Source organism: Streptomyces sp. a15, assembly GCF_059026085.1.
In genome coordinates, this window is sequence record NZ_JBWLKM010000091.1 from 19,557 (window position 1) to 30,994 (window position 11,438).

The 11,438-nt window shown below is 68.2% G+C and carries 12 protein-coding genes; 5 read left to right on the forward strand and 7 right to left on the reverse strand.

From position 1 onward, the window contains the following. Window positions 1-256: 256 nt before the first annotated feature. Both AC5P09_RS44170 and AC5P09_RS44175 read right to left on the reverse strand, forming a co-directional pair. A complete protein-coding gene (locus AC5P09_RS44170) occupies window positions 257-1,456 on the reverse strand; it encodes a DUF3631 domain-containing protein (protein ID WP_493879331.1) in 1,200 nt (399 codons plus the stop codon). A gap of 618 nt (window positions 1,457-2,074) precedes the next feature. Beyond that, window positions 2,075-2,269: a helix-turn-helix transcriptional regulator gene (locus tag AC5P09_RS44175; protein ID WP_493879332.1), complete on the reverse strand. Its 195-nt coding sequence runs from the start codon at window positions 2,267-2,269 to the stop codon at window positions 2,075-2,077. A gap of 120 nt (window positions 2,270-2,389) precedes the next feature. Here AC5P09_RS44175 and AC5P09_RS44180 point away from each other — a divergent pair, with 120 nt between their 5' ends. Both AC5P09_RS44180 and AC5P09_RS44185 read left to right on the forward strand, forming a co-directional pair. Continuing rightward, entirely contained in the window at window positions 2,390-2,893 is a 504-nt protein-coding gene (locus tag AC5P09_RS44180; protein ID WP_493879333.1) for a helix-turn-helix transcriptional regulator, read from the forward strand. A 21-nt stretch (window positions 2,894-2,914) separates the two neighbouring features. After that, window positions 2,915-4,069, forward strand: a complete 1,155-nt coding sequence (locus AC5P09_RS44185; RefSeq protein ID WP_493879334.1) for a tyrosine-type recombinase/integrase — start codon at window positions 2,915-2,917, stop codon at window positions 4,067-4,069. A gap of 7 nt (window positions 4,070-4,076) precedes the next feature. Here the strand turns inward: AC5P09_RS44185 and sodN are convergent, their stop codons facing one another. Further along, window positions 4,077-4,472: a superoxide dismutase, Ni gene (sodN, locus tag AC5P09_RS44190; RefSeq protein ID WP_493879335.1), complete on the reverse strand. Its 396-nt coding sequence runs from the start codon at window positions 4,470-4,472 to the stop codon at window positions 4,077-4,079. A gap of 144 nt (window positions 4,473-4,616) precedes the next feature. Between sodN and sodX the strand changes: the two genes are divergently transcribed. Next, window positions 4,617-5,051, forward strand: a complete 435-nt coding sequence (sodX, locus tag AC5P09_RS44195; protein ID WP_266448091.1) for a nickel-type superoxide dismutase maturation protease — start codon at window positions 4,617-4,619, stop codon at window positions 5,049-5,051. Here the strand turns inward: sodX and AC5P09_RS44200 are convergent. Further along, on the reverse strand, window positions 4,955-5,584 hold the full coding sequence (locus AC5P09_RS44200) for a CGNR zinc finger domain-containing protein (RefSeq protein WP_493879336.1): 630 nt from the start codon (window positions 5,582-5,584) through the stop codon (window positions 4,955-4,957). The two genes, sodX and AC5P09_RS44200, sit on opposite strands and share 97 nt — an antisense overlap. Before the next feature lie 113 nt (window positions 5,585-5,697). On the opposite strand from AC5P09_RS44200, the gene AC5P09_RS44205 reads away from it, so the two are divergent. Next, a complete protein-coding gene (locus AC5P09_RS44205; RefSeq protein ID WP_493879337.1) occupies window positions 5,698-6,474 on the forward strand; it encodes a class I SAM-dependent methyltransferase in 777 nt (258 codons plus the stop codon). Window positions 6,475-6,608: 134 nt separating this feature from the next. Here AC5P09_RS44205 and AC5P09_RS44210 read toward each other — a convergent pair whose 3' ends face one another. The 3 genes from AC5P09_RS44210 to AC5P09_RS44220 are packed head-to-tail and all read right to left on the reverse strand — an operon-like array spanning window position 6,609 to window position 9,311. Continuing rightward, the gene (locus AC5P09_RS44210; RefSeq protein ID WP_493879338.1) at window positions 6,609-7,370 is read right to left on the reverse strand and encodes an amino acid ABC transporter ATP-binding protein; all 762 of its coding nucleotides are present in this window, start codon (window positions 7,368-7,370) and stop codon (window positions 6,609-6,611) included. Further along, window positions 7,367-8,314 (reverse strand): amino acid ABC transporter permease, encoded by a 948-nt coding sequence (locus AC5P09_RS44215; protein WP_493879339.1) that lies wholly within the window; start codon window positions 8,312-8,314, stop codon window positions 7,367-7,369. The genes AC5P09_RS44210 and AC5P09_RS44215 overlap by 4 nt, the downstream gene beginning before the upstream one ends. A gap of 34 nt (window positions 8,315-8,348) precedes the next feature. After that, on the reverse strand, window positions 8,349-9,311 hold the full coding sequence (locus AC5P09_RS44220; RefSeq protein WP_493879340.1) for an ABC transporter substrate-binding protein: 963 nt from the start codon (window positions 9,309-9,311) through the stop codon (window positions 8,349-8,351). A gap of 720 nt (window positions 9,312-10,031) precedes the next feature. Between AC5P09_RS44220 and AC5P09_RS44225 the strand changes: the two genes are divergently transcribed. Continuing rightward, complete coding sequence (locus tag AC5P09_RS44225) at window positions 10,032-11,255, forward strand: NAD(P)-dependent malic enzyme (protein WP_493879341.1); 1,224 nt, start codon at window positions 10,032-10,034, stop codon at window positions 11,253-11,255. The last annotated feature ends 183 nt before the right edge of the window (window positions 11,256-11,438 follow it).

Here is an 11,438-nt window from a genome sequence, read left to right on the forward strand (position 1 = left end):
CAGCTTGCTGCTGTTCGGCGGGCCAGGCCGAGCAGTCCCCTGCGGCGGCGGTTGTCGGTGCTGGTGTCGTGCATGCTGGTGCTCCAGTGGCGTGTGGTGGGGCTCTGCCACGTGCGTCGCATCCGTCGCAGGGCTGGTCAGGACAGGTACGGACATGGCCGCAGGTACGGAGTGATCCGTCTTGGCGAGGAAGTCCGTCCCCGCGCTGACCTGCGCGGGGACGGACGCGACGGACTGATACGAACCCGGGGTGGGGTTAGCGGGCGCGCCTGGGGCCAGGGGCGCCGCCGGGCGGGCCGACGGGCAACGAGCCCGCTGGGGCGGCGGGCAGTAGGGCCCGTCCCGGATGTGCGGGTGTCGACGCTGCCTCGGACGGATCGGGGCAGTAACGGGCCCAGGCGTCGAGGAATCGGTTACGCATGTACGCCTTGGCCTGCCTGCCCTCTTCGAAGCGGTAGTTGGCCGGGCTGATGTCGAAGTCCCGCAGCAGGTTGGCCAGGTGGTAGGCGTTCAGGCCCTTGGTGCCGTATTCGGCCCACGGGGCCTCGGCGTCCTGGAGGAGGGCCGCCAGCAGGTCCTGAGTGCGCAGGGCCTCCTTGTTGTGTTCCTGGTCGAAGATGCGGCGGATGTCGCGCAGCAGTCGCGTCTTCAGAGTCGTCTGCTCGTCCTGGGCGACCTCGTGCCGGGTCATCGCCAGGCAGGCCACGCGGGCCCGGGCGGGCCAGTGGCCGCCGGCCAGGTCGGCGACGATGACCAGCGGCTCCCAGGTGTCCGCGGCCCGATCCTCGACCGGCATCTTCGGTACCAGGCGGGCAGCGGTGCCCCGGAGAGGAGTCAGCCAGGCGGTCAGCCGGTCGCGCAGCGCGTTCAGTTCGGGCACGGAGTACCGCGAGCGGAACGGGGTGATCCGATCGCCGGGCTTGCGCTTCTGCATGCGGAGTACGACCGACCGGTCCATGATCGTGTCCGGCAGGTCACCGATCCCGGCCAGCGCGGCCATGGCGAAGGTGGGGAACGCGGTCGGCTTGTGCTCCGGCCCGGAGATCCGCCAGGCGGGCCGGTTGCGCTGGTGCCCGGCGTTCAGCAGGCCCCGTAGGTCCTCCTTGTCGCCCGCCTTGGGGCCGAAGATGGTGTCGGCCTCGTCCACCAGCAGCGTCGGCGGGTTTTTGCCGATGACGCGGAAGACCACTGCGGGAGACGTGTTCACCGTCATCATCGGCTGGTGCACGGTCTCGTGCAGCACGTCCAGGACACGGGACTTGCCGCACCCCTTGGTCGGACCCACCACTGCCAGGCGCGGCGCGTGTTGCAGAGCGGGCTGGATGTGGGAGGCCGCCACCCACAGCGTGACCGAAGTCAGCGCCTCCTCGCTCGGCAGCACCACGTACCGGGCGATCGCCGCACGCAGCTCGTCCAGCAGTACGGCTCCTTCGTCGATCGGCTCGCCGACGCCCATGCCTGCACGGTCCCCGGTTCCCGATCCGCGGTCGGAGACGACGGTCCCCGAAGTCTCGTGGGGGCCGTTGTCCCCACGACGGTCCCCAAATGCGGTCCCCGCGTCTGGAGTTCGGGGACCGGATCCGGGGATCGACTGACCGGAAGTCATCGCGTGGTCAACGCTCGGAGCGGCGTCCGTCTCGCCCGGTGGTGTGATCTGTAGGCCGCTGACCTGTGTATGTTCCCCACCGGTGGATATCCGGTCCGTGACCGGAACGCTGGTCTCCGACGCGTCGCGGGACCGGTCCCCGACATCCGGTACCTGCGGATCAACGATGTCGTGCGCCTGGTCCCCGGTCCCCAAATCAGGGGATCCTGCGTCCGACTGGTCTGCGCCGCGCCAGGGGACGCCCTGGCCGGGGACCGCGGCCTCGGGCCAGTTGGCTTTGGGAACCGTATTCGGATTGGTGGTGGACGTAGGGTCCTCCATAGACGTTCCTCTCAGGCGAGGGGCAGGACGGACAAGGTCCAGCCCCTCACCGGCTTGTTCGTTCAGGAATGGGCGAAGTGCGGGGACTCTCCGGCCCTTGGCGTTGGCGCGCCGAGGGCCGTTTCCGTGTCCGGGGCTCTCGTCGGTTCAGGAGGCCAGACCCCACTCGCCCCGGCCGTCGTTCAGCGCGCGCTCGTAGCGCAGCAGCTCGGACTCGGCGTATAGCACCCGCTTGCCGATCTTGATCCCCTGCGGGCCTTTCTCGATCTGGCGCCAGTAGCGGACGGTGCTCTCGGCTGTGCGGTAGCGCTCGGCGACCTCGGCGGTGGTCAGGTATCGCATGCGTTCCTAATCGACTAGTCAGCGTTCCTATCTGCATAAAGTGTGCCCGACGATCGGCCGTTAACCAAATCGGATAGCATCCGTTACTATTGGGATAGTGATGATCGTGATGGAGGTTCGATGGCAGGCGACAAGGCCGACGGCGGTGAGGTGCCGCTGCTCTACAGCGAGGGCAACATCGCCGCGCGGGTGGCGCTGGAGCGCGAGGTCAGGGGATGGAGCACGACGGAGCTGGCAGACCGGGTGTCCAAGGCCGGCGTCAAGATGAACCAGACCGCGGTCTGGCGCATCGAGAACGGCACCCCGCGCCGCCGCATCAACGTCGACGAGGCGCTCGCCTTCGCCCGTGTCTTCGAGCTGCCCCTCGAAGAGCTGATGACACCGCCGCTGGAAGGGCTGGATCTCGACAGCAGGCGGCTCGTCCAGGAAGCCGTCGAGGCGTACTACGAGACACGCGACGCCGAAGACCGCCTGCACCACGCTGTCGTCGGCATCGCCGAGCACATTCAGGCCCACCCCGACAGCTCACGAGCCATCCATGAGCAGTGCCTCCGCCTGATGGGCGACGAGCGCGACGCCCGCACCCTCACCGAGCACATTGAGGGCGGCGGCTACCACCGATAACCAACCCAAGGGAGAAACCACTTGGCCAACATTCAGAAGCGCCCCAACGGCAAATGGCGGGCCCGCTACCGCGACCTCGACGGCAAGGAGCACGCCCGCCACTTCGACCGCAAACTCGACGCCCAGCGCTGGCTCGACGAGGTCACGGCCAGCGTGGTCACCGGCCTGTACGTCGACCCGCGCGCCGGCAAGATCTCATTCGAGAAGTACGCGACGAAGTGGGAGGGCGAGCAGATCGCCGGTGAGGCGGGCACCCGTATCACCGACAACGCTCTGCGGGTTCACCTGATACCCGTGCTCGGCTCCTACGCGATGGCGTCCCTGCGCCGCAGCCACATCCAGGCCCTCTTCAAGAAGCTCTCCGAGCAACTGGGCCCCGGCAGCGTACGCAACGTCTACGACGTCCTGGTCCGCGTCATGACGGCGGCCGTCGAGGACAAGGTCATCGCCGTGACCCCCTGTAAGCGGATCACGCTCCCGTCCATGCCCGATGAGGAGTTCACTCCGCTCACCGTCGCGCAGGTCGAGGCGATGCTCGGAGCGATGCCGCCGTACATCCGAACGGCGATCGTCGTCCTGGCCGGATCAGGCTTGCGCATAGGCGAGTTGCTCGGTCTCAAAGTCTCGGACGTCGACTTCAAGAGCGGCTCGATCCGTGTCGAGCGTCAGCGTCTCCAGTCCGGCCTGATCGGTCCGCCGAAGACCGGCAAGTCCCGGCGTACGGTCCCGGTCGGCGAGGTCGTTACAGACGCGCTCCTCACGCACCTCGCGGCACGGCCCTCGAAGGAGTGGCTGTTCACGATGGAGGAGGGCGAGCCCCTCAACTACCGCCGCTGGAAGACCGAATGGAACTGCGCCCGCAAGGCGCTCCAGGCGGCGGAGAACGAGGCGGCCGGGCGTGAGGGTCGTAGACCCGTCGAACTCCCGCACATGGTGACCCACGACCTGCGCCACTTCTACGCCTCCGCCCTCATCGCCGGCGGAGCGAGCGTCAAGCAGGTCCAGCTGGTCCTCGGCCACGCATCCGCCGTCATCACGCTGCGGATCTACGCCCACCTGTGGCCGGGAGAAGAAGACCGCACCCGCTCCGTCATGGACGCCGTTCTCGGCGGCCTGCGGACCGGGTGCGGACAGGTAGGCGATGTGACCCGCGAAACCGCAGGTCAGACGGCCTAGCCATAGATCAAGCCTTCTTGGTCTCCCAGAAGATCTTGTCGATCTGGGCGATGTAGTCCAGGGCCTTCTGGCCCGTGGCCGGGTCGGTCGACGCCTTGGCGGCCGAGACGGCCTTCAGAGCGTCATTGACCAGCTGGTGCAGCTCCGGGTACTTCTCGAAGTGCGGGGGCTTGAAGTAGTCGCTCCACAGCACGGAGACGTGGTGCTTCGCCAGCTCGGCACGCTGCTCCTTGATGACGGTGGCGCGTGCCTGGAAGTGCGGGTCGTCGTTGGCGGCCATCTTTTCCTGGACGGCCTTGACCGACTCGGCCTCGATGCGGGCCTGGGCCGGGTCGTACACGCCGCAGGGCAGGTCGCAGTGGGCGCTGACCTTGACCTTGGGGGCGAACAGGCGGGAAAGCATGCGCAATCCTTCCTCGTGATCGTCTTCTCAGGTGCGACATTACTCCCCGAGGGAAGGGATTTCGCGAGTGCCCCCATGGGCTTAGGACAAAAGTCCGGGGTCAGACTGAGACTGGTGGAGGAACGGACCGGGGAGGTGCCGGCGATGCCGGAGCTGTCGCAGGAGACCGAGCGCAGGGGGGCCGTACTGCCTTTCGGGCTGGCCGAGGTGACCGGGCCGTCCATGGTGCCCACGCTCAGTCACGGGGATCAGCTCGTCGTGCAGTGGGGGGCTCGGGTCAGGCCCGGTGACGTGGTGGTCCTGCGCCATCCGTTCCAGCAGGACCTGCTCGTCGTCAAGCGGGCCGCGCAGCGGCGCGAGGGCGGCTGGTGGGTGCTCGGGGACAACGCGTACGCCGGCGGGGACAGCACCGACTACGGGACCGTGCCGGACGAACTGGTGCTCGGCAAGGTCCGGTTCCGCTACCGGCCGCGCAGGCCGGATCAGCGCTCGCCGTTCGCCGCGGTGCGCTGGGCGCTGTCGGCCGCGAGGCCGGTCTTCTCCGACCGGTCGGCCTCCAGGCGCTTGCGGGCGCGGTAGGCCGCCACGTTGGCGCGAGTGGCGCAGCGGTCGGAGCAGTAGCGCCGCGAGCGGTTCGTGGACGTGTCCAGGTAGGCGTTGCGGCACGGCGCGGCCTCGCACAGGCCGAGGCGGTCGACGCCGTACTCCGTGAGGTGGAAGGCGAGGCCCATCGCCGCGATGGCCGCGTAGCCCGAGGTCGCGTTCGACGGGTGGTCCGCCAGGTGCATGTGCCACAGCGGGCGGCCTTCGTCGTCCCGGTAGTCGTGGCCGGAGATCTGCGGGCTCACCGGGAACTCCAGGAGGAGTGAGTTCAGCAGGTCGACGGCCAGGGTCTCGCTGCCGGCGTCCGCCGCCTCGAAGACCGCCCGGAGCCGGGCCCGTACGCCCCGGAAGCGGGTGACGTCGGCGTCCGTGGCGCGCCGGGCCACCCCCTCGTTGCCGCCGAAGAGGTCGTGGATTGCCTCGACGGATGTCAGCGCGTCCTTGCCCCGGGCCGGTTCCTCGCTGTTGACGAGTCGTACGGCGTAGTCCGAGTAATAGGCCAGTTCCACTTGTAGTCCTTACGGAGGCGTTCTATGGTCGTCGTGCGGACGGGGTAACAGCCGGTCGTGCATCCAGGGTATTACGTGACGTCTATGACGTGACATCGTGACGGAGGGGCTCGATGACGGACACGAACACGGACACCACCACGGCCGGTACCGACTGGCAGGCCTGGCAGCAGAGCTGGGACCGGCAGCAGGAGTGGTACCTGCCCGACCGGGAGGAACGCTTCCGGATCATGCTCGACATGGTCGAGGCCCTCGTCGGCACCGCCCCGCGCGTCCTGGACCTCGCGTGCGGCACGGGAAGTATCACGGCCAGGCTCCTCGCCCGGTTCCCGGAGGCCACCAGCACGGGCGTCGACCTCGACCCGGCGCTCCTCGCCATCGCCGAGGGCACCTTCGCGGGCGACGAGCGGGTCTCCTTCGTCACCGCCGACCTCAAGGACCCCGACTGGCCGTCGAGGCTGCCGTACGAGTCGTACGACGCCGTCCTGACCGCCACGGCCCTGCACTGGCTGCACAGCGAACCCCTCGCGGCCCTCTACGGTCAGGTCGCGGAACTCGTCCGCGACGGCGGTGTCTTCATGAACGCGGACCACATGATCGACGACACCACGCCCAGGATCAACGCGGCCGAGCGGGCGCGGCGGCACGCGGGCATGGAACAGGCCAAGGCCGACGGCGCCCTCGACTGGGCCGAGTGGTGGCAGGTCGCCGCCAAGGACCCGGTCCTCGCCGGGCCCACGGCCCAGCGCTTCGCGATCTACGGCGAGCACGCCGACGGCGACATGCCGCCCGCCGCGTGGCACGCGCGCGTGCTGCGCGAGAAGGGCTTCGGGGAGGCGCGTCCGGTGTGGTGCTCGCCGTCGGACACGCTGCTGTTGGCGCTGAAGTAGCGCCGGAGGGTACGCAAGGGGCGGTACGAAAGGGGCGGTACGAAAGGGGCGGTACGAAAGGGGCGGTACGAAAGGGGGCGGTACGGAGATCTCCGCACCGCCCCTTCTCTGTTCAGCCTCTGTTCAGCGAAGCGTCACAGCACCTTGGACAGGAACGACTGCGTCCGCTCGTGCTGCGGGTTCGTCAGGACATCCCGCGGGTCGCCGGACTCGACCACCACGCCGTCGTCCATGAAGACCAGGCTGTCGCCCACCTCGCGGGCGAAGCCCATCTCGTGGGTGACGACGATCATCGTCATGCCGGACTCGGCGAGGTCGCGCATGACGTCGAGGACGTCACCGACCAGCTCCGGGTCCAGGGCCGAGGTCGGCTCGTCGAAGAGCATCAGCTTCGGGTCCATCGCCAGCGCACGGGCGATCGCCACGCGCTGCTGCTGGCCGCCGGAGAGCTGCGAGGGATAGGCGCTCGCCTTGTCGGCCAGCCCCACGCGTTCGAGCAACTGGCCCGCACGCTCCCGGGCCTGCGCCCTGCTGACGCCCTTGACCTGGACGGGCGCCTCCATGATGTTGTCCATCGCCGTCATGTGCGGGAACAGGTTGAAGCGCTGGAAGACCATGCCGATGTCCCGGCGCTTGACCGCGACCTCGCTGTCCTTCAGCTCGTACAGCTTGTCGCCCTTCTGGCGGTAGCCGACCAGCTCGCCGTCGACGTACAGACGGCCCGCGTTGATCTTCTCCAGGTGGTTGATGCACCTGAGGAACGTGGACTTGCCGGAGCCGGAGGGGCCGATGAGGCAGAACACCTCGCCGGACTTCACTTCCAGGTCGATGCCCTTGAGGACTTCGACCAGACCGAAGGACTTGTGGACGCCCTCGGCCTTCACCATGGCGGTCATGCGGTGCCTCCCGCCGACGAGGAACGGTTCGACAGGGACAGCAGGTTCGCCCTGATCTTCTGCAGCGGGGTGGCCGGCAGGCTTCGGCTGGAGCCGCGGGCGTAGTAGCGCTCCAGGTAGTACTGGCCGACGCTGAAGATCGAGGTCAGCACCAGGTACCAGGCCGCGGCGAGGAACAGCATCTCGGCCGGGGCGCCGGAGGTCTGGCCGATGTCCTGGGCGACGCGCAGCAGCTCCGAGTACTGGACCACGGACACCAGCGAGGTCGTCTTCAGCATGTTGATGACCTCGTTGCCCGTGGGCGGCACGATCACGCGCATCGCCTGCGGGACGACGATCCGGCGCAGCGTCTTGCCGTGGCTCATGCCCAGCGCGTGCGACGCCTCGGTCTGGCCCTCGTCGACCGAGAGCAGACCGGCCCGGCAGATCTCGGCCATGTAGGCCGCCTCGTTGAGGCCGAGGCCCAGCAGCGCCGTCAGGAACGGGGTCATGAACTGCGACCACTCGTCCTTGTAGATCGGCCCGAGGTTGATGGTCTCGAAGACCAGGCCCAGGTTGAACCAGACGATGAGCTGGACCAGGACCGGGGTGCCGCGGAAGAACCAGATGTAGAACCACGCGATGGACGAGGTGACCGGGTTCTTCGACAGGCGCATCACCGCCAGCAGGATGCCGCCGACGACGCCGATCAGCATGCACAGCACCGTGAGCAGCAGCGTCTTGCCCACGCCGCTGAGGATGCGGTCGTTGAAGAAGTAGTCCGGGATCGCCCCCCAGTTGATCCTGCCCTGGGAGAACGCGTAGATGACCCCGCCCAGCAGGGCGAGGGCGATGACGGCGGAGACGTACCGTCCGTAGTGACGGACCGGGATGGCCTTGATGGCCTCCGGGCCGGCCGGCGGGGTGTCCGCCGGCCCGTCCGTCTTGTCGATGTCAGCAGTCACGGGTGTTGCCTTTCAGTGGCCGCAGGCCGCGCGGTCACTTGCCGCCGTTGATGGTGGCTTCCTTCACGGCGCCGTCCTCGACGCCCCACTTCTTGATGATCTTGTCGTACTCGCCGTTCTCGATGATCGCGTCCAGCGCGGCCTTCAGGGCGTCCCGCAGCTGGGTGTCGTTCTTGGCGACCGCGATGCCGTACGGGGCGGCCTCTACCTGCTCGCCGACCAGCTGGAAGTCGTTGCCGCCGCCGGAGGTCTTCACGGCGTACGCGGCGACCGGGAAGTCGGAGGAACCGGCGTCGGCGCCGCCCGCGCGCAGGCGGGTCTGGGCCTGCTGGTCGTTGTCGAAGGCCTCGATGGAGATCGTCGTGCCGCCGGTGCACTTCTTGGCCTCGGCCTTGGCGAGGTCCTCGGAGACCGTGCCGCGCTGCACCACGATCTTCTTGCCGCACAGGTCGGACCAGGACTTGATGCCCTGGTCGTCGCCCTTCTTGGTGTAGATCGAGACACCGGCGGTGAAGTAGTCCACGAAGTCGACGCCCTCGCCGACCTTCTTGCCGGTGTCGGAGTCGACGCCCTCCTGGCGGTCCTTGGTGTCGGTCATCGCGGACATGGCGATGTCGTACCGGTCCGAGCGCAGACCCGTGATCAGCGTGTCGAAGGTGCCGTTCTCGAACTCGAAGGTCACGCCGAGCTGCTTGCCCATGGCGGCCGCGAGGTCGGGGTCGATGCCGACGGTCTTGCCGGAGCTGTCCTTGAACTCGACCGGCGCGTACGCGATGTCGGAACCGACCTTGATGACGCCCGCGTCGCGGATCTCCTTCGGCAGCTTGTCGGCCAGCGGGGCCGCGCTCGCCGAGGTGGTGTCGGTGCTGTCCGAACCGCTGTCATTGGTCTGGTCACCGCAGCCGGTGAGCAGCAGCGCGCCTGCGACCGCGATCGCACCGACCGCTGCTAGCCGGGAGTGCGCGGCGGTCGTACGACGGGTGGAGCTTGCGGTCATGGTGGGTTCCTCCGGCGGATGGGTGGAGTTGCCGATGGGGCGGACGGCTGCCGATGGGTTCGGCAGCTGCCATGGGACCTCGGCTGGTGCTTGGGTCCTGGGTCGACGAGAGCACACGCCTTCGAGTGTCGCGACCTCGTGTGATGACCGCATCTTGCCATTCGGACGAAGGCATTCAGGGGCGCAGCGATGTCAAAATCGGATAACGGGCGACACCCGAACCACACCAGGTCGGTACATCCCGACCGCACCATCTGCGGGAATCCTCCCTTCCGGCCGCAAGATCTTCGGTAGATCCCGGGATGCGGACGCCGGGCCGGTGCAGGTCGGAGCGGGTTGAGCGCCGTTCAAGCACCCGTCAAGCCGATCTTGAGAGCTTGTGCCGGTATGTCCCATGATTCATGTCACCGGGTGAGTGGCGGCCAGGTGGCCGGTAAGTGGATGTCCGCGTTCCGCCATGTGACCTTGCACGTATTGGACTCGTCCTCGGTGTGGTCCGTCCGGTAAGAAGGTTCTTTACACCCCTCATCCGGGGCTCAGGGCGCGTGTGCGGCGCGCCCGTCGCGTATGGCTCGTACGTACCCCGTGCGGGTGCAGCACCAGATGCAGCTGCAGATGCAGCAGCAGGTGCAGCACTACCAGGGCCGTACGCGGTGCCCGCCCACTTCTCAACCAGGAGTGGCCACCCTCAAACCATGAAGACCTAAGGGGTAAGACAAAGTGGCAGCGGAGATCGTCAATCCTCGCAGCGACAGCAGTACGGAGCAGGAAGGCGGGGCCGAGCCCCTCGATTCCATCGATCCGGCGTTCGCGCTGCACCGCGGCGGCAAGATGGCCGTGCAGGCCACCGTGCCGGTCCGCGACAAGGACGACCTGTCCCTGGCGTACACGCCCGGCGTCGCGAAAGTGTGCAGCGCGATTGCTGAGCAGCCCGACCTCGTCCACGACTACACGTGGAAATCGTCGGTCGTCGCCGTTGTGACGGACGGTACGGCGGTGCTCGGACTCGGCGACATCGGTCCCGAGGCCTCCCTCCCGGTGATGGAGGGCAAGGCGATCCTCTTCAAGCAGTTCGGCGGCGTGGACGCGGTGCCGATCGCTCTGAACTGCACGGGCGTCGACGAGATCGTCGAGACCGTGGTCCGGCTCTCGCCGTCCTTCGGCGGCGTGAACCTGGAGGACATCTCGGCGCCGCGGTGCTTCGAGATCGAGCGCAAGCTCCAGGAGCGGCTGGACATCCCGGTCTTCCATGACGACCAGCACGGTACGGCGGTCGTGACGCTGGCGGCGCTGCGGAACGCGGCGAAGCTGACCGGGCGGGGCATCGGTGAGCTGCGGGTCGTCATCTCGGGCGCCGGTGCGGCCGGGGTCGCGATCGCGAAGATGCTGGTCGAGGCCGGTATCGGGGACGTGGCGGTGGCGGACCGCAAGGGGATCGTGTCGGGTGACCGGGACGACCTGACCTCGGTCAAGCAGGAGCTGGCCTCGTTCACGAACAAGGCGGGCATCACCGGGTCGCTGGAGGCCGCGCTGGAAGGCGCCGACGTCTTCGTCGGCGTGTCCGGCGGTACGGTGCCGGAGCCGGCGATCGCCTCCATGGCCGAGGGTGCGTTCGTCTTCGCCATGGCGAACCCGAATCCCGAGGTCCACCCCGATGTCGCGCACAAGTACGCGGCGGTCGTGGCGACGGGTCGGTCCGACTTCCCGAACCAGATCAACAACGTGCTCGCGTTCCCGGGGATCTTCGCGGGGGCGCTGCAGGTGCGGGCCTCCCGGATCACCGAGGGCATGAAGATCGCTGCGGCTGAGGCGCTGGCGTCGGTGGTCGGCGACGACCTTGCCGCGGACTACGTGATTCCGTCGCCGTTCGACGAGCGGGTTGCTCCGGCCGTGACGGCGGCTGTGGCCGCGGCGGCTCGGGCGGAGGGCGTGGCTCGGCGCTGAGGTTCTGTGCGGTGTGGCCCCGTCCGGTTGGGCGGGGCCATTTTTTACCTGCGGGACCGGCTGTTCGGGTGGGTTTGAGTTGGTTTGAGTGGGTTCAGGGGCGGGCGATGCCTGCGGCGGCCTGTGCGGGTGGGGTGGGGGTGCGCGTAGCGCCTTGCGTTGGGTGGGGGGTCGGGGCCGCGT

Excerpts from the sequence above, each read along its gene's own strand:
- AC5P09_RS44170 (WP_493879331.1), bottom strand. The coding sequence starts at position 1,456 with ATGGGCGTCGGCGAGCCGATCGACGAAGGAGCCGTACTGCTGGACGAG.
- AC5P09_RS44175 (WP_493879332.1), bottom strand. The coding sequence starts at position 2,269 with ATGCGATACCTGACCACCGCCGAGGTCGCCGAGCGCTACCGCACAGCC.
- AC5P09_RS44180 (WP_493879333.1), top strand. The coding sequence starts at position 2,390 with ATGGCAGGCGACAAGGCCGACGGCGGTGAGGTGCCGCTGCTCTACAGC.
- sodN (WP_493879335.1), bottom strand. The coding sequence starts at position 4,472 with ATGCTTTCCCGCCTGTTCGCCCCCAAGGTCAAGGTCAGCGCCCACTGC.
- sodX (WP_266448091.1), top strand. The coding sequence starts at position 4,617 with ATGCCGGAGCTGTCGCAGGAGACCGAGCGCAGGGGGGCCGTACTGCCT.
- AC5P09_RS44205 (WP_493879337.1), top strand. The coding sequence starts at position 5,698 with ATGACGGACACGAACACGGACACCACCACGGCCGGTACCGACTGGCAG.
- AC5P09_RS44210 (WP_493879338.1), bottom strand. The coding sequence starts at position 7,370 with ATGACCGCCATGGTGAAGGCCGAGGGCGTCCACAAGTCCTTCGGTCTG.
- AC5P09_RS44220 (WP_493879340.1), bottom strand. The coding sequence starts at position 9,311 with ATGACCGCAAGCTCCACCCGTCGTACGACCGCCGCGCACTCCCGGCTA.